Below are 15,985 nucleotides of genomic sequence, written 5' to 3' on the forward strand. Positions count from 1 at the left end.
GATGTCTCCCTATCTCGTCGTCACTTGGCAAACGTCCGGCGCTGCCGGGAAATTTCGTAGAGCGCCACCGCGGCCGCCGAGGGCGCCCCCAGCGAGCTGGCCGTGCCGCCCATCGGGATGTACACCATGTCGTCGCAGGCCGCTTGCCAGGCGGCGCTCATCCCGCTGGTCTCGTTGCCGACGACCAGGATGGTCGCGTCGGTGAAGTCGTAGTCGTAGGCGGCGTGCGGGGCGTGCTCGTCGGTCCCCACGATGCGGGTCGGAATGCCGCGGCGCACCTGCCGGTTGCGGAACTCCAGCACCTGCGGGGGCCCGGCGGCGCGGATCACCGGCACGGCGAACAGCGAACCGGTCGAGGCCCGTACGGCCTGCGGGTCGTACTGGTCGGCGCCGTGCCCGGTGACGATGACGCCGCAGGCCCCGAACGCGTCGGCCGAGCGGATCAGGGTGCCGAGATTGCCCGGCGAGTTGGGCCGGTCGAACACCACGACCACCGGCGCGTCCTCCCCGGGCTCACCCGGCTCGAAGGTCTCCAGCTCGGGCAGTCGCGACTCCGCGACCGCCACGAGTTCCGGTATCCCTCCGGACTTCTCGCCGAGTTCGGCCATCAGCTCGGGCACCAGGCCGACCTGCGGCACGCTGCTGGTGTCCAGCACTTCGCGCGCCCAGCCGGACAGCTCCGGGCCGCCGAGGCGGTACAACAACGTCTCCAGCGGCCAGTCGTTGGCCACGGCCTGCGTGATCGGACGCACCCCCTGCACGAGGAAACGACCGTCGCGATGACGCTTGGTGCGGTTGTTGAGATACGCCTGCCACACCTGGACGGAGGCGTTGCGCGTGCTCACACGTCGGGTCACTGCGGAGTCCGTTCTTTCTCTTCGAGCAGGGCCAGCGCCCTCGCGGCCGGTTCCGGCGCGGCGCCGTCCACCCACCGCACCCGAGGATCGCGCCGGAACCAGGAGCGTTGCCTGCGCACGTAGCGCCGGGTACCGATCAGGGTGCGTTCCTGAGCGTGGTTCAGGTCGTATTCGTTGTCCAGATAGGCCAGGACTTGTGCATAGCCGATGGCGCGCCGCGCCGTGACGCCCTCGCGCAGGCCGTGCTCGATGAGGCCGCGCACCTCGTCGACCAGTCCGCCCTCGAACATCGCCGCGGTGCGCCGCTCGATGCGCTCGTCCAAGGCCGCGGTCTCCCGGTCCACACCGATGATGACGGTGCCCCACCGCGGCGGCCCGATGGTCGGCGCCGAGGCGGCGAACGGCCGTCCGGTGAGTTCGACGACCTCGAGCGCCCGCACCATGCGGCGGCCGTCGGTGGGCAGGATGGTGGCCGCGGCCACCGGATCGGCCTCGCGCAGCGCCGCGTGCACGGCCCCGACACCCCGCTCGGCGAGCATCGCCTCCCAGCGCGCCCGGACGGCCGGATCGGTGGCCGGGAACTCCCACTCGTCCAGCAGCGCCTGGACGTACATCATCGAACCGCCCACGATGACGGGCACCCGGCCGCGCTCCATGATCGCGACGACGTCCGCGCTTGCCGCCGCCTGATAGGCGGCCACCGACGCGGTATCCGTCACGTCGAGCACGTCGAGCTGGTGATGCGGAATGCCCCGGCGCTGCGCGAACGGTAGCTTCGCGGTGCCGATGTCCATGCCGCGGTAGAGCTGCATGGCGTCGATGTTCACGATCTCGCCGCCGAGCCGTTCGGCCAGATCGAGGGCGAGATCGGATTTGCCGGAGGCGGTGGGACCGACGACCGCGATCGGAGTGATGCCGGAATCGGTCACGGCGCCTCGCCTTGCGCGGGCCGCCAGATGCTCACGTGGTAACCGACCCCGAAAGGGGCATCGCAGTACCGCGTCTCGACCAGCGGGTCGGCCAGGAACAGCCCGGCCAGCACCTGGTAGGCGGCGCGTCCCGAGAGGCTCAGTTCGGCGCACAGGCCGGGATCGAGTGCCCGCAGCGCGGCGCGATCCCCCGTGCTCAGCGCGTGGTCCAGCCGGTCCTGCACCGGCCGGGCCCGTTCGTCGAGGTAACCGGGCGCCTTGGTGGACAGTGTCGCGGCGCCGTCCGCGACGACCAGCACACCGCGCGGCGCGGCATCGCCGTCCAGATCGGCGCGCAGTTTCGCCCCGGCCTCGTAGCAGTGCTCCGCCGCCGCGTCCGCGGGGACGATGCGCGCCTCGGCGGTCGCGCTCGAGGCGACCTGCCCACGTAGCCATCCCCCGATCAGCACGGCCAACGGCAGGCCGGCATCGGCGCGCTGCGCTCCATCGGCCCGCTGCGCCGCGGCGACCGCCGCGCCGGAGAGCCCGACGCGCACGTCCGCGCCGAATCCGCGGAACGTGCCCGCGGTCTCCGGACCGAACGTGCTCTCACCTGCGCCGACGCCGAGCACCGTCCAGCGCTGCGTCACGGCGGCGAAGGCATGTACGGCGTCGAGCACGACGGACCGCAGCACCGCGCGCGGATCCGGATCGCCTGCTTCCACCGCGTCCGCCACGCCGCCGCACAGCTCGGGGACCAGCACGGGTGGCGACGGAACGAGAGCGGCGACGGAGAACACGTCGTAACCGTAGTCGTTGCCGGGACCACCGGTACCGCCCGGCTTCGAGTGTCTCTGCCGGAAATACCGCCGGGATTGATAGTGTTCGAGGGGCTACAACCCAGGTCATCAGGGGTTGGAAATCCCCGGGATTCCTCCTCGGGAAGGCATGGGTCGATGGTCACAAGGGCTCGGACCGGGTTGAATGGGATGAGCTAGGGCGTAACCAGGCAGCCGTGACGCGCGGCAGGGACGAGGAAACATGACCGACAGCAACGGAACCGCGAAAGCCGGCCCCGGCAAGATGCCCCGTTCTTCCGGTGCCCCGAAACCGGGCCGCTCGATTCCACCGCCCAAGCCGCACGCGGTCAAACCCGCCCCGGGCCCCGCCCAGCAGCATCCCCATCCCGTCGTGGTCCCCACCGTCTCCGATCCGAGCCTGTGGGGCCGGGTCGACGAGGACGGCACCGCCTGGGTGAAGACCCCCGAGGGCGAACGCCAGGTCGGCTCGTGGCAGGCCGGTGACGCCACGGAGGGTCTGGCCCACTTCGGCCGCCGGTTCGACGACCTGGCCACCGAGGTCGCCCTGCTGGAGGCGCGGCTGGCCGCGGGCGCGGACGCGCGCAAGACCAAGGCCGCCGCCGTGGCGCTGGCCGAGTCGCTGCCGACCGCCTCGGTGATCGGGGACATCGAGGGGCTGGGCCGGCGCTTGCAGGCCATCGCCGAGCACTCCGAAGAAGCCGCCGCGCACGCCAAGGAAGAGAAGGAGCGCGCCCGGCACGAGCACACCGAGCGCAAGGAGGCGCTGGCCGCCGAGGCGGAGAAGATCGCGGCCGAGTCCACCCAGTGGAAGGCCGCGGGCGATCGGCTGCGCGAGATCCTCGACGAGTGGAAGTCCATCCGGGGCGTGGACCGCAAGGTGGACGACGCGTTGTGGAAGCGCTACTCCAAGGCCCGTGAGGCGTTCAACCGCCGCCGCGGCGCGCACTTCGCCGAACTGGATCGCGAACGCGCCGCCGCGAAGTCACGCAAGGAAGAACTGTGCGTGCAGGCCGAGGAGCTGTCCGGCTCCACCGAATGGGTGGCCACCGCGGGCGTCTTCCGCGATCTGCTCGCCGAGTGGAAGGCCGCCGGGCGCGCGCCACGCGAGGCCGACGAGGCGCTGTGGCGGCGCTTCAAGAGCGCGCAGGATGTCTTCTTCGCCGCCCGCAACGCCGCCGTCTCCGAGCGCGACGCCGAGTTCGAACAGAACGCGACCGCCAAAGAGGAACTGCTGAGCGCCTACGCCTTTATCGATCCGTCCGCCGATCTGGAAGTGGCCCGCAGCGCGCTGCGCGAACTTCAGGAGAAGTGGGACGCCATCGGCAAGGTTCCGCGCGAGCGCATGCAGGAACTGGAAGGCAAGCTGCGGGCGATCGAGAAGCGCGTGCGCGACGCCGTGGACGCGCAGTGGCGGCGCACCGACCCCGAGGCGATGGCCCGCGCCGCACAGTTCCGCGAGCGCGTGGCGCAGTTCGAGGAGCAGGCGGCGAAAGCGCAGGCCGCGGGCAACGCGCGCGACGCGGAGAAGGCGCTGGAGCAGGCCAAGCAGTGGCGGGAGTGGGCCGAGGCCGCCGAAGGCGCCGTCAGCAACCGCTGAGTTCGCTCGATCGACGATTGCGGCCCTTCCCATCGGGAAGGGCCGCTCGTGTGCGCGATCAGGTCAGGAGTCGCCCATGAGGCGACGCCGGTCGCGTTCCTCCGCGGCCGCGGCGGCGTTGCGGCGCTGCTCCTCGGCGGCCAGGTGCAGCGTGGTGCGGCTCCACACCACGCGGACCCAGTGGAAGGTGAGCACGACGGTTACGATCGCGCCCAGGATCAGCCCGATGCCGGGGCCCGCGCCGATGTAGTTGCCCACGCCGGGGGTCTGGCGGTGCCAGATCGAGAGCACGCCGAACACGCTTGCCACGGCGCTGCCCGCGACGGCGATCCAGGCCAGTACCCAGCGGCGGGTCATCAGCGCCAGCATCGAGAACCCGATGCCGAAGACCACGAGGAACCAGACGAAGACCCGCGAGGGAAGCCCGATGTGCTCGGCCCGCGCGGCGTCGGTGTTCAACAGCACGTCGAAGCCGCGCGCGGCGCCCGCGTGCGACAGGACCAGTGAGGCCAGCAGCAGGAACACCGCACCCGCCACGACCATGGCGCGGATGCCGGGATCGATCTCACCGGCGATCTTGCGCTCGACGGCGTCGAGATCGTCGCGGAACTGTTCGAAATCACCGGTGCTCTCGACCGAGCTCACTGAGTCCTCGTTTCGTTTGTCTGCGTCGCGGCCGCCGGGCCGGTGCCGCGGCGCGGACGCGTCGTCACCGGACGGGGGAACCGCCCCGTCGCCATCGCGGGTGGCGTCGTCGTCCGGGCCGGTGGTCATGCGCCGCAGCCGGTCGAGCAGCCCGCGGCCGCGGGTTCCGGGGTGGGCGCGCCGATGCGGGGCAGCCCGAGCCCCACGCCGATCGGCGCGGTCTTCGGCGTGACACCGCGTTCGTGCGCGTCACCGGCGCTGGTGCGGCGGTGCGTCTTGATCGCGGCATCGGCGACGAGGTGGTGCGGCGCCGCGGCGGTGATGTCGATCGTGACCAGGTCGCCGGGGCGAATCGGCTCGGCGGTGCCGCCCGGCCGGAAGTGCACCAGCCTGCCGTCGCGGGCGCGGCCGCTCATGCGCGCGGTCGCGGCGTTCTTCTTGCCCGCGCCCTCGGCCACGAGCAACTCCACCTCGGTGCCGATCAGTTCCCGGTTGGCGGCCAAGGAGATCTCCTCCTGCAGCGCGATGAGGCGGTCGTAGCGCTCCTGCACGACGGCCTTGGGCACCTGGTCGGGCATGTCCGCGGCGGGTGTACCGGGCCGCTTGGAGTACTGGAAGGTGTAGGCGCTGGTGAAACGCGCCTGCCGCACGACATCGAGGGTCTCCTGGAAATCCTCTTCGGTCTCGCCGGGGAAGCCCACGATGATGTCGGTGGTGATCGCGGCGTGCGGCATCGCGGCGCGGACCTTGTCGATGATCCCGAGGTAGCGGGCCTTGCGGTAGGAGCGGCGCATCGCCTTGAGCACCCGATCCGAGCCGGACTGCAGCGGCATGTGCAGCTGCGGGCAGATGTTGGGGGTCTCGGCCATGGCCTCGATCACGTCGTCGGTGAACTCGGCCGGGTGCGGCGAGGTGAAGCGGACCCGCTCCAGGCCGTCGATGTGCCCGCACGCGCGCAGTAACTTGGCGAACGCGCCGCGGTCGCGCGGCTCGCTCGGGTCGGCGAACGACGCACCGTAGGAGTTCACGTTCTGGCCGAGCAGCGTCACCTCGAGCACGCCTTGGTCCACCAGCGCCTGCACCTCGGCGAGCACGTCACCGGGGCGGCGGTCGACCTCCTTGCCGCGCAGGGCGGGCACGATGCAGAAGGTGCAGGTGTTGTTGCAGCCGACCGAGATGGAAACCCAGCCCGCGTACGCGGATTCGCGCTTGGCGGGCAGCGAGGACGGGAACGCCTCCAGCGACTCCAGGATCTCCACCTGGGCTTCCCGGTTGTGCCGGGCCCGCTCCAGCAGCACCGGCAGCGAACCGATGTTGTGGGTGCCGAAGACCACGTCCACCCACGGCGCCTTGCGCACCACGACGTCGCGATCCTTCTGCGCCAGGCAGCCGCCGACGGCGATCTGCATGCCGGGACGGCTCGCCTTGGTCGGCGCCAGGTGACCGAGCGTGCCGTAAAGCTTGTTGTCGGCGTTCTCGCGCACCGCGCAGGTGTTGAAGACGACGAGGTCGGCCGTCGCGCCGGGCGCGGCCTTCACGTATCCCGCGTCCTCCAGCAAACCCGACAAGCGTTCGGAATCGTGCACGTTCATCTGGCAGCCGAAGGTGCGGACCTCGTAACTGCGTGCTGTGCCCTCGGGGGGAGCCGACAGTGCCTGTCCGATCGAATCCACCCATCCAGGGTACGGGGCGGCCTCCGGCGGTTTTCGCGCGCATCGGCGCAGGCTCCGGGCGTCTGCCGCCGACGCCGAAGAGGGACCGTGAGGTTACGCGCACATGTCGAATCGGCGCGGCGAGACGGTGTGTCGCGGAAAGCCGGGCAAATCCCCGATTTTTGCCTAAGGTCATGACCATGACCGACGACGCCGCCGCTCCCGGCACGACCGGGGACGCCTCTGCCGGGGACGTCAGCGCCGCCACCAGCGCGCCGCCGATGATCTTGATGCGCAATGTGGACAAGCACTTCGGCGACCTGCACGTACTCAAGGACATCACCCTGGAGGTCCCGAAAGGGCAGGTCGTCATCGTTCTGGGCCCGTCGGGCTCCGGTAAATCGACGCTGTGCCGCACCATCAACCGGCTGGAACCGATCGACTCCGGGGACATCGCCATCGATGGTGTCGCGCTGCCCGCCGAGGGCCGCGCGCTGGCCGCCCTGCGCGCCGACGTAGGCATGGTCTTCCAGTCGTTCAACCTGTTCGCGCACAAGACGATCGTCGAGAACGTCATGCTCGCGCCGGTCAAGGTCCGCAAGGTGAAGAAGGACGACGCCCGCGCCCGCGCGATGCAACTGCTCGACCGGGTCGGCATCGCCGATCAGGCCGACAAGTACCCCGCACAGCTGTCCGGCGGGCAGCAGCAACGCGTCGCCATCGCCAGGGCGCTGGCGATGAACCCGAAGGTGATGCTGTTCGACGAGCCGACCTCCGCGCTGGACCCGGAGATGGTCAACGAAGTGCTCGAGGTGATGGTGTCGCTGGCCAAGGAGGGGATGACGATGCTGGTCGTCACCCATGAGATGGGCTTCGCGCGTCGCGCCGGGAACCGGGTGCTTTTCATGGCCGACGGCCAGGTGGTGGAGGACGCGCCGCCGGAGGCGTTCTTCACCGCCCCGAAGTCGGAGCGGGCCAAAGACTTCCTGGGCAAGATTTTGAGCCACTGATCTGCCGGACAGCGGCCAGCCACCCACGGATAGGGAGAAGGAACTCGATGAGGATCAATCGCGCTCTGCGCATCGGCGTCGGAGCGATCGCCCTGACACTCGCCGCCGCGACAGCCACCGCGTGCGGCGGGGGCGACGACAAGTCCGCCCTGGACAACGCCAAGGACGGCAAACTCACCATCGGCATCAAGTTCGATCAGCCTGGTCTGGGCCTGCGGAACAAGGACGGGTCCTACAGCGGCTTCGATATCGAGGTGGCGAAGTACGTCGCAGGGAAACTGGGCGTGCAACCGGACCAGATCACGTTCAAGGAGGCGCCGTCGCCGCAGCGTGAGACGCTGATCGAGAACGGGCAGGTCGACTACATCGTCGCCACCTACTCGATCAACGACAAGCGCAAGGACAAGGTCGACTTCGCCGGCCCGTACTACATCGCCGGGCAATCGCTGCTGGTGCGGGCCGACAACGCCGACATCAACGGCCCGGACAACCTCAAGGGCAAGAAGATCTGCTCGGTGAAGGGCTCCACGCCGGCCCAGAACATCGAGAAGAACTTCCCCGACACCCAGCTGCAGACGAACGACACCTACTCGCTCTGCCTCGAGGGCCTGCGCGCCGGCTCCTGGGACGCGGTGACCACCGACGACATCATCCTGGCCGGTTACGCCGCGCAGAGCAGCGGCGCGTTCAAGGTGGTCGGCAAGCCGTTCACCACGGAGAACTACGGCATCGGGTTGAAGAAGGGCGACAAGGAACTGCGGGACAAGATCAACGACGCCATCGAGGCGATGATCGCCGACGGCTCCTGGAAGAAGGCCTTCGATTCGACCGTCGGCGCGTCCGGCTACCAGGCCCCGCAGCCGCCGACCGTGAATCGGTACTGACCTCCCCGCGTACGGACGAGTGGCCCGGCCCCGGCCCGGCGCGGGCCACCCACCGCACTTCCCTGACCATCGAGACCTGATCGGAGGGACGCGTCCGCCGTGTTCGACCTGATCTCGAGGTATGACGACCAAATCCTCGAAGCTTTCTGGGTGACAATCCAACTGACCGTGCTCTCCGCGGTCGGCGCGCTGATCCTGGGCACTGTCGTCGCGGGCTTGCGCGTGTCTCCCGTGCCCGTCGCCCGCTGGGTCGGCACGGCCTACGTCACCATCTTCCGCAACACCCCGCTCACGCTGATCATCGTGTTCATGTCGCTGGGTCTCTACACGACGATGGGCTGGCGCCTCGCAGGTGAGGGGCCGGACTCTCTGGCGCGGAACAACTTCCGCTTCGCAGTCGTCGGCTTGAGCATCTACACCGCCGCCTTCGTCTGCGAGTCGCTTCGTGCGGGCATCAACACCGTACCGATGGGTCAGTCCGAGGCGGGGCGCTCGCTCGGCCTCGGCTTCCTGCAGAACCTGCGGCTGGTCGTGCTGCCGCAGGCATTCCGTTCGGTCATCGCCCCGCTGGGCAGCGTCCTGATCGCGCTGACCAAGAACTCCACCATCGCCTCGGCCATCGGTGTCGCCGAAGCGGCGACCCTGATGGCGGAGATGACCGAGACCGAAGCCGCGGTCCTGGCGATCGGCGCGATCTTCGCGCTCGGCTTCGTGATCCTGACCCTGCCGACCGGCCTGTTCTTCGGCTGGCTGGCCAAGAAGTACGAGGTGGCTCGATGAGCGTCAGCGAGGCGCGGGTATGAGCGCGGGCGCTTCGGTCCTGTTCGACGCGCCGGGCCCGAAGGCGAGACTGCGCAACAATATCTACTCGGTGCTGGTACTGGCCGTGGTGGCCGCGGCAGGCTGGCTGCTCTACCGCGGTTTCGCCGACAAGGGGCAGTTCACCGCGGAGAAGTGGAAGCCGTTCCTGGAGGCCGAGGTCTGGTCGACCTATCTGCTGCCCGGTCTGCGCGGCACGATCGTGGCCGCGCTGCTGTCCATCGTGTTCGCGTTGATCCTCGGCATGGTCTTCGGCGTCCTGCGGCTGTCGGATCATCGCATCGTGCGCTGGGTCGCGGGGGCGATCGTGGAGGTGGCGCGTGCCATCCCGGTGCTGATTCTGATGATCTTCCTGTTCGCCGTGTACTCCGAGTACGACGTGTTCAAGTCCGATGATCTCGCGCTCGCCGCGGTGGTCACCGCCTTGACCATCTACAACGGCTCGGTCATCGCGGAGATCGTGCGAGCGGGCATCCGCTCGCTGCCGAAAGGACAGACCGAGGCGGCGGTCGCGCTCGGCATGCGCAAGAACCAGCTGATGCGATTGATCCTGCTGCCGCAGGCGGTCACGGCGATGCTGCCCGCGCTGATCTCGCAGATGGTGGTCGCGCTGAAGGACTCGGCGCTGGGCTACCAGATCACCTACGTCGAGGTGGTGCGCTCGGGCCAGCAACTCGGCGCGGCCGAGCAGAACACGATTCCGGCGCTGATCATCATCGCGATCATCATGATCGCCCTCAACAGCGCGTTGACGCTCGTTGCCACCAGGCTCGAACGACGGTTGCGGGCGCGCAAACGTGGCAAGGGCGGCGGCGCCGTCGTCGCCGCGGACTCGATCATCACCGACGCGGCACCCGGCGTCGACATCGGCAAGAAGCCCTGAGCCGACCGGCGGAGTCGTTGCCGCGCAGTCGAACCGGCTACTGCGCGGCGATATCGGGCGGCACCGATGGAGGCGCCGGGGTGTTGTGCTCGAGCTGAGCGCAACACTCGTGCACTCGGCGGCGTCCCGCCAATCTCGTAGGCATACGCCGATCCCCGGTATTCGACCGGTGGGACGGTCATCAGTGCTTCGTACCTGCGGGAGTTGATGATCGATGACCAGCCGTACCTCCGACCTACTGTTCGACGAGTCGTTCCCCTTCCCTGGCGAACTGCGCCGCGCCGGCCCCCCACGGGTCGGCGGCTTCATCCGGCACGCGGCCGGTGGGATCCGCGGCGCGGTCGGGGTGATCGAAACCGCTGCATCCTCGGAGGACGAACGCGCCGCCGAGGCGGGTATCGAGGCCGCCGGTCCATCCGCCGACACCGGAGAGGGGTAGACCGGCGATGCCGCAGCCGAAACCCACGCAGCGGTGCACCTCCGCGGCGGCGGTACGAAGGGTGCTGACCTCGACCGCCGCGGGCCGCGCCCCGATCGGCTGTCCGAGCAGCGACAATCAGCGAAGTGATCGAAAACGCCGCAGCCGCCCCAGATTCCGCTAGCCGCGGGCGCGGCACCGAGCCGGTATCCGCACCTACCATCCGTATCCCGCGTATCCGACCGGCGTGGAACGCAGTTGTGAGCGGGATACGGCTTCGCGCGGCCGAGGCCGAGCCGCTGTCTTACCGAGCTGGTGAAGCGTGGCGCGCCGCTACCGCGAGCGGCCATGAGCCGGAAGCTCAGTCGACGGGCTCGTCGAGGTCGCTTTCGACCCCTCGATCGGCCAATTCGGCTTTGACCACCCGATAGGCCGTGGCCTGGCTGTATCCGCGCCGAGCGAGCATGCCGACGAGACGACGAATCATCTTGTCCCGGTCCAGGTCTCGCGGCAAGGAGCGTAATTTGCGGCGGACCAGCTCACCGGCCCGCGCCTCCTCGTCGTCGGTGGTGATGGCGTCGAGGGCGGCGGCGGCATCCGACTGCGCGACGCCCTTGCGCCGCAGTTCCTGAGCGAGCGCCTGCTTGCCTTTACCGGAGAAGGCGTGGCGGGAATGCACCCATTGCTCGGCGAAAGCGGCATCATCGATGAGGCCCACTTCGGTGAGGCGATCGAGCGTCCGTTCGCTCACCTCGGGCGAATACCCCTTGGCGGCGAGACGCTGGGCCAGTTCGGCACGACTGCGGGCGCGGACGGCGAGCAAGCGGAGACACGCCTCCTTCGCCTGCTCGGCCGTCCCGCCCTCGGATCCGGCCGCCACCGGATCCGCCGATCGGCCCTCGGGCCGGTCGGAGTCGGTCGAGGACGAGCCGGCACGCCCCCGCATGCCGCGGTGACCGCGACGGGACCCAGCCGGACGCGCCCGCTGCGGATCGGACGCGTCCGGCCGAGTTCCCAGGGTGTCCGGCGCAACCGAACCACCTTCGGTACTCCGGACGAGTTCGGAATCCTGTCCGCGCGGCCGGCCACCATTCGGGGAGCCGGAGGCGGACAGGAGTTCTTCCAGCCGGCGCCGCATGTCCTGCACGACGTCGGCCCCGGGGTCGGCCGAAGACGCCCCGGGTGAGCGGCGGCGGTTCGTCGGCTCAGAAATCGGCGGGCACCTCCGCGGCCGCGTCGGCCGTCACGTCGGCACCGATGCCGAGCTTCTCCTTGATCTTCTTCTCGATCTCGTCGCGGACGTCGATGTTCTCCAGCAGGAACTTGCGGGCGTTCTCCTTGCCCTGACCGAGCTGATCGCCCTCGTAGGTGTACCAGGAGCCGGACTTGCGGATGAAGCCCTGCTCGACGCCCATGTCGATGAGCGAGCCCTCCTTGGAGATGCCGTGCCCGTAGAGGATGTCGAACTCGGCCTGCTTGAACGGCGGGGAGACCTTGTTCTTCACGACCTTCACGCGGGTGCGGTTGCCCACCGCGTCGCTGCCGTCCTTGAGCGTCTCGATGCGGCGCACATCCAGGCGGACCGACGCGTAGAACTTCAGCGCCTTACCGCCGGTAGTGGTCTCCGGCGAGCCGAACATCACGCCGATCTTCTCGCGCAGCTGGTTGATGAAGATCGCGGTGGTGCCGGAATTGTTCAGCGCGCTGGTCATCTTGCGCAACGCCTGGCTCATCAGACGCGCCTGCAGACCGACGTGGCTGTCGCCCATCTCGCCCTCGATCTCGGCGCGCGGCACCAACGCGGCCACCGAGTCGATGACGATGATGTCGATGGCGCCGGAGCGCACCAGCATGTCGGCGATCTCCAGCGCCTGCTCACCGGTGTCGGGCTGGGAGACCAGCAGCGCGTCGGTGTCGACGCCCAGCTTGCGGGCGTAGTCCGGATCGAGCGCGTGCTCGGCGTCGATGAACGCCGCCACCCCGCCCGCCGCCTGCGCGTTGGCCACCGCGTGCAACGCCACGGTGGTCTTACCCGAGGATTCCGGACCGTAGATCTCGACGACGCGGCCGCGCGGCAGGCCGCCGATGCCCAGCGCCACGTCGAGTGCGATGGAGCCGGTGGGGATCACCGAGATGGGCTGGCGCGCCTCCTCGCCCAGGCGCATGACGGCGCCCTTGCCGAAGCTCTTCTCCACCTGGGCCAGCGCGAGTTCGAGCGCCTTGTCCCGGTCGTACGCCTGTGGTGCCATGTCCTGATCCCCTTTTCGACGGGTGAGTCTCGTTCTGTGGTTGGCGCCTACAGTAGAGCCCGGCACCGACAAGTTCTGGCGACCAGACTAGACGAACAGGTGTTCGAGTCAAGTGACGCGCCCGGCGCCCTCCGCACCGCCCGCGCCGTCCTCGGCAAACGCCGTGCGATCAGGGCATCAGCGCGATCCGGTCGGTGTCCAGCAGCGTCTGCGCCTGCTTGAGTACGCGCAGCGACGGCGTCACCTCGAGGCCGGTGATCCCGTCCAGCGCGCCGAGCCGCCCGGTCACGTACCGGTAGAGGTCCGCGGTGTCGCGGCAGATGATCGAGGCGAACATATTCGACGGTCCGGTGGTGGCGGCGACGAAGACGATCTCCGGATGCGTCGCCATCGCGTGCCCCACCGCGTCCAGATCGGCGGGACGCACGCGCAGCCACAGCGCGCCGCGCACCCCGTAGCCCATCCGCTCGATCGCGAAATCGACGTCGAAGTACAGCACGCCCGCCGCCGTCAGCTCGGCCATCCGCCGCGCGACCCGCGGCGCGGTCCACCCGGTTTCGGCGGCGAGTTGGGCGTACGGAGCGCGCCCGTCCCGGCCGAGCAGCGCGAGCATCGCCTCGTCGGCCGCGGACAAATCGACCGGCGTCTCCGGCCCCGCGTCCGCGGGCCGGGGCCGGGCGGCGCCGAGCTCGTCGAGCTGGGCGGCGGTCAGCAGGTGCCGATGGCGCGGCCACTCCTCGTCGAGCGGAAAACGGTGGATGACCTCGTGCGCGGTCAGTTCCAGCACTTGCGGGGCGCGCGGCAGGATGTGCAGCAGCAGCGCGTCGCGCCGCTGGATCGAACGCGGCCTGCCCACACAGGTCACCTCGGAACCGGTGGACAGCAGTGTCACCCAGCTCAGGTCCGGGAACCGCGCCAGCGCTTCGGCCAGCCGCAGCGCTTTGTCCGGTGTCGATCTCAGGCGCAGCACCCAGCGCGCGTGGCCGAGCGGCGCCGCGTTCACCTGCCCGGACACGTGCAGGATGCCGCGCTGACGCAGCGCGCGATAGCGCCGCGCCACCGTCTGCTCGGAGACCCCGAGGATGCCGCCGAGCCGGGCGAACGGGATCCGGGCATCATGCACCAGCGCCTGCATGATCTGTTTGTCCAAGACATCCAATTCGGAGGATTCCGTCGAGGTTTCGTCGAGCACTGGAAGAATCTAACGCCCGCAGCCGGGTGACTAGGGGGATCTCTCCGAATACCGCACGCTTGGCGTCGAAATCATTCGAATCCGCCGTGGAGGCTCCCGTGAGGAAATGGCTCCCCTTGTTCGCCGCGTGTCTCGGCACGCTGATGCTGCTGATCGACGTCACCATCGTGAACGTCGCCCTGCCCGACATCGCCGCCGATCTGGACACCGGATTGTCCGGCTTGCAGTGGGTGGTGGACGGCTATGCCTTGGCATTGGCGGCCTTGCTGCTGGTGCTGGGCTCGCTCGCCGACCGGGCCGGTGCGAAGCGCGCGTACCTGGCCGGATTGGTCGTCTTCGCGGTCGCGTCACTCGGCTGCGGCGTCGCCGGGTCCGCGGCGGTCCTCGTCGCGGCGCGGGCGCTGCAAGGCGTCGGCGGCGCGGCCATGTTCGCCACCACGCTGTCGCTGCTGCACGCCACCTACACCGGCCGCGACCGCGGCGTCGCCTTCGGCGTCTGGGGCGCGGTGTCCGGAGCGGCGGCGGGAATCGGCGTGGTGCTCGGCGGGGTCCTCACCGAGGCGCTGTCGTGGCGTTGGATCTTCTTCGTCAACCTGCCCATCGCCGTGCTGGCGATCGGCCTGACCGCCACGGTGTTCCCACCCTCCCCGCGGCGGATCGACCGAATGGTGGATGTGCGGGGCATGCTGTCGTTCGCGACCGCCGCGACGGCGGTCACCTACGGCGTCATCCGCGGTGGCGAGCACGGCTGGACCGACCCGGCCGCGGTGATCGCGTTCGCCGTCGGCGCCGCGGCGGCGCTGGTCTTCGGTTTCGTCGAGGCGCGCGGTGCCGCGCCGATGTTCCCCCTGGCGCTGCTGCGCAACCGCGACTTCGCCGCGACCCTGTTCGGCGCGTCCGGGCAGACGTTCGCCGCGTTCGCGAGCAGTCCCCTGATCTCGCTGTGGCTGCAGCAGCAACTGCACATGTCACCACTGCACGCGGGCCTGGCGATGCTTCCGATGGCGGCCACCGCGTTCGTGGTCGCGGGTGCGTTCGGGCGGCTGTTGCACGATGTCGCACCGAAGTGGACCATCGGAGCGGGGTTGGTGGTGGTCGGCCTGGGCGCCTGGCTGCTCATGCTCGTGGGCCCCGAGTCCTCCTGGCTCGCATTGATCCCCGGATTCGTGGTGATCGGCCTCGGGATCGGCGTCAACGCGCCCGCGCTGGTGTCGGTCGGCATGGCGGCCGTCGCCCCGGAGCAGGCCGGCACGGCCGCGGGGGCGGTGAACACCGCGCGGCAACTGGGCTTGGCCCTCGGCGTCGCGGTACTCGGCACCGTGTTCCGCGGTGTGGCGACCGCCGAGCAGCCGATGACATTGTCTCGCTTCGTCGCCGGGCTCGACGCGGCGTTCGGCGTCGCGGCCGCGGTGGGCGTCGGATTCGGGCTGGTCGCCTTCGCCCTGTTCCACCGGCAGCGCGCGAACGCCGAGCCATCCGAAGCCCAGCGGCAGGCCGTCGCCGCCTGACCACGATCCGAGACGACGAGGCGGCGGCGCGTGGGCGCCGCCGTCTCCTGTGCCCGCGTGGCCCGGAGGACTTCCTCAGTGCTGGGGCAGCACCGTCTCGTCGCCCGGATCGCGCGGCCCGAAGATGCGCCGCTCGGATTCCTCGATGCGGACGTCGTTGATGCTGGCCTCCCGCCGGGACATCAGCCCGTCCGGCGCGAACTCCCACTGCTCGTTGCCGTAGCTGCGGAACCACCGGCCGGACTCGTCGTGCCATTCGTACTGGAAGCGCACCGCGATTCGGTTGCCTTCGAAGGCCCACAGATCCTTGCGCAGCGCGTAGCCGTTCTCGATGGACCACTTCCTGGTGAGGAACTCGACGATGGCGGCGCGGCCGGTGAAGAACTCCGCACGATTGCGCCACACCGAGTCCTCGGTGTAAGCGGCGGCGACCCGCTCCGGATCGCGGGTGTTCCAGGCGTTCTCGGCGGCCCGCACTTTGGCTTTCGCTGATTCCGCGTCGAACGGTGGCAGGGGAGGTCGCATGGGACGGCTCCTTTCTC

General features: G+C 69.7%; 16 protein-coding genes. 6 read left to right on the top strand and 10 right to left on the bottom strand.

Going from position 1 to position 15,985, the window contains the following annotated elements:
- Positions 1 to 20: 20 nt before the first annotated feature.
- Genes ABZ420_RS01440 through ABZ420_RS01450 form a run of 3 tightly spaced genes read right to left on the bottom strand, consistent with a single transcriptional unit; the run spans position 21 to position 2,565 of the window.
- Positions 21 to 857: a TrmH family RNA methyltransferase gene (locus ABZ420_RS01440; RefSeq protein ID WP_357115972.1), complete on the bottom strand. Its 837-nt coding sequence runs from the start codon at positions 855 to 857 to the stop codon at positions 21 to 23.
- Positions 854 to 1,786, bottom strand: coding sequence for a tRNA (adenosine(37)-N6)-dimethylallyltransferase MiaA (gene miaA / locus ABZ420_RS01445; RefSeq protein WP_357115974.1), 933 nt, complete (start codon positions 1,784 to 1,786; stop codon positions 854 to 856). Before miaA ends, ABZ420_RS01440 begins: the two co-directional genes overlap by 4 nt.
- Positions 1,783 to 2,565, bottom strand: a complete 783-nt coding sequence (locus tag ABZ420_RS01450) for a hypothetical protein (RefSeq protein WP_357115976.1) — start codon at positions 2,563 to 2,565, stop codon at positions 1,783 to 1,785. Before ABZ420_RS01450 ends, miaA begins: the two co-directional genes overlap by 4 nt.
- 241 nt (positions 2,566 to 2,806) lie before the next feature.
- Here ABZ420_RS01450 and ABZ420_RS01455 point away from each other — a divergent pair, with 241 nt between their 5' ends.
- A complete protein-coding gene (locus ABZ420_RS01455) occupies positions 2,807 to 4,183 on the top strand; it encodes a DUF349 domain-containing protein (RefSeq protein WP_357115978.1) in 1,377 nt (458 codons plus the stop codon).
- 63 nt (positions 4,184 to 4,246) lie between these two features.
- Here the strand turns inward: ABZ420_RS01455 and ABZ420_RS01460 are convergent, their stop codons facing one another.
- Positions 4,247 to 4,957, bottom strand: a complete 711-nt coding sequence (locus ABZ420_RS01460; RefSeq protein ID WP_357115980.1) for a hypothetical protein — start codon at positions 4,955 to 4,957, stop codon at positions 4,247 to 4,249.
- Positions 4,954 to 6,501 carry a tRNA (N6-isopentenyl adenosine(37)-C2)-methylthiotransferase MiaB gene (gene miaB, locus ABZ420_RS01465; RefSeq protein ID WP_357115982.1) on the bottom strand — a complete coding sequence of 516 codons (1,548 nt, stop codon included), beginning with the start codon at positions 6,499 to 6,501 and terminating at the stop codon, positions 4,954 to 4,956. The genes ABZ420_RS01460 and miaB overlap by 4 nt, the downstream gene beginning before the upstream one ends.
- Before the next feature lie 260 nt (positions 6,502 to 6,761).
- Between miaB and ABZ420_RS01470 the strand changes: the two genes are divergently transcribed.
- From ABZ420_RS01470 to ABZ420_RS01485, 4 genes are all read left to right on the top strand, one after another.
- Positions 6,762 to 7,490, top strand: a complete 729-nt coding sequence (locus tag ABZ420_RS01470; RefSeq protein WP_357116451.1) for an amino acid ABC transporter ATP-binding protein — start codon at positions 6,762 to 6,764, stop codon at positions 7,488 to 7,490.
- Between the two features lie 47 nt (positions 7,491 to 7,537).
- The gene (locus ABZ420_RS01475) at positions 7,538 to 8,374 is read left to right on the top strand and encodes a glutamate ABC transporter substrate-binding protein (protein WP_357115984.1); all 837 of its coding nucleotides are present in this window, start codon (positions 7,538 to 7,540) and stop codon (positions 8,372 to 8,374) included.
- A 99-nt stretch (positions 8,375 to 8,473) separates the two neighbouring features.
- Positions 8,474 to 9,154 (top strand): amino acid ABC transporter permease, encoded by a 681-nt coding sequence (locus tag ABZ420_RS01480; RefSeq protein ID WP_357034079.1) that lies wholly within the window; start codon positions 8,474 to 8,476, stop codon positions 9,152 to 9,154.
- A 19-nt stretch (positions 9,155 to 9,173) separates the two neighbouring features.
- The gene (locus tag ABZ420_RS01485; protein ID WP_357115986.1) at positions 9,174 to 10,076 is read left to right on the top strand and encodes an amino acid ABC transporter permease; all 903 of its coding nucleotides are present in this window, start codon (positions 9,174 to 9,176) and stop codon (positions 10,074 to 10,076) included.
- Positions 10,077 to 10,311: 235 nt separating this feature from the next.
- Here ABZ420_RS01485 and ABZ420_RS01490 read toward each other — a convergent pair whose 3' ends face one another.
- The 4 genes from ABZ420_RS01490 to ABZ420_RS01505 all read right to left on the bottom strand — a co-directional run bounded on the left by ABZ420_RS01490 (position 10,312) and on the right by ABZ420_RS01505 (position 13,935).
- Positions 10,312 to 10,632, bottom strand: coding sequence for a hypothetical protein (locus ABZ420_RS01490; protein ID WP_357115988.1), 321 nt, complete (start codon positions 10,630 to 10,632; stop codon positions 10,312 to 10,314).
- A 223-nt stretch (positions 10,633 to 10,855) separates the two neighbouring features.
- Complete coding sequence (gene recX / locus ABZ420_RS01495; protein WP_357115990.1) at positions 10,856 to 11,440, bottom strand: recombination regulator RecX; 585 nt, start codon at positions 11,438 to 11,440, stop codon at positions 10,856 to 10,858.
- 259 nt (positions 11,441 to 11,699) lie between these two features.
- The gene (recA, locus tag ABZ420_RS01500) at positions 11,700 to 12,743 is read right to left on the bottom strand and encodes a recombinase RecA (protein WP_040867937.1); all 1,044 of its coding nucleotides are present in this window, start codon (positions 12,741 to 12,743) and stop codon (positions 11,700 to 11,702) included.
- Positions 12,744 to 12,912: 169 nt separating this feature from the next.
- Entirely contained in the window at positions 12,913 to 13,935 is a 1,023-nt protein-coding gene (locus tag ABZ420_RS01505) for an Lrp/AsnC family transcriptional regulator (RefSeq protein ID WP_357115992.1), read from the bottom strand.
- A 98-nt stretch (positions 13,936 to 14,033) separates the two neighbouring features.
- On the opposite strand from ABZ420_RS01505, the gene ABZ420_RS01510 reads away from it, so the two are divergent.
- Positions 14,034 to 15,443: an MFS transporter gene (locus ABZ420_RS01510; RefSeq protein ID WP_357115994.1), complete on the top strand. Its 1,410-nt coding sequence runs from the start codon at positions 14,034 to 14,036 to the stop codon at positions 15,441 to 15,443.
- A 75-nt stretch (positions 15,444 to 15,518) separates the two neighbouring features.
- On the opposite strand, the gene ABZ420_RS01515 is transcribed toward ABZ420_RS01510, so the two are convergent.
- Complete coding sequence (locus ABZ420_RS01515; protein ID WP_357034068.1) at positions 15,519 to 15,968, bottom strand: nuclear transport factor 2 family protein; 450 nt, start codon at positions 15,966 to 15,968, stop codon at positions 15,519 to 15,521.
- Between the last annotated feature and the right edge of the window lie 17 nt (positions 15,969 to 15,985).

The organism is Nocardia sp. NPDC005745, from assembly GCF_040630775.1.
GTDB lineage: Bacteria > Actinomycetota > Actinomycetes > Mycobacteriales > Mycobacteriaceae > Nocardia.

Coding starts and splice junctions, on each gene's coding strand:
- ABZ420_RS01455 (WP_357115978.1), top strand. CDS start 2,807: ATGACCGACAGCAACGGAACCGCGAAAGCCGGCCCCGGCAAGATGCCC.
- ABZ420_RS01460 (WP_357115980.1), bottom strand. CDS start 4,957: ATGACCACCGGCCCGGACGACGACGCCACCCGCGATGGCGACGGGGCG.
- ABZ420_RS01470 (WP_357116451.1), top strand. CDS start 6,762: ATGATCTTGATGCGCAATGTGGACAAGCACTTCGGCGACCTGCACGTA.
- ABZ420_RS01475 (WP_357115984.1), top strand. CDS start 7,538: ATGAGGATCAATCGCGCTCTGCGCATCGGCGTCGGAGCGATCGCCCTG.
- ABZ420_RS01485 (WP_357115986.1), top strand. CDS start 9,174: ATGAGCGCGGGCGCTTCGGTCCTGTTCGACGCGCCGGGCCCGAAGGCG.
- recX (WP_357115990.1), bottom strand. CDS start 11,440: ATGCGGGGGCGTGCCGGCTCGTCCTCGACCGACTCCGACCGGCCCGAG.
- recA (WP_040867937.1), bottom strand. CDS start 12,743: ATGGCACCACAGGCGTACGACCGGGACAAGGCGCTCGAACTCGCGCTG.
- ABZ420_RS01515 (WP_357034068.1), bottom strand. CDS start 15,968: ATGCGACCTCCCCTGCCACCGTTCGACGCGGAATCAGCGAAAGCCAAA.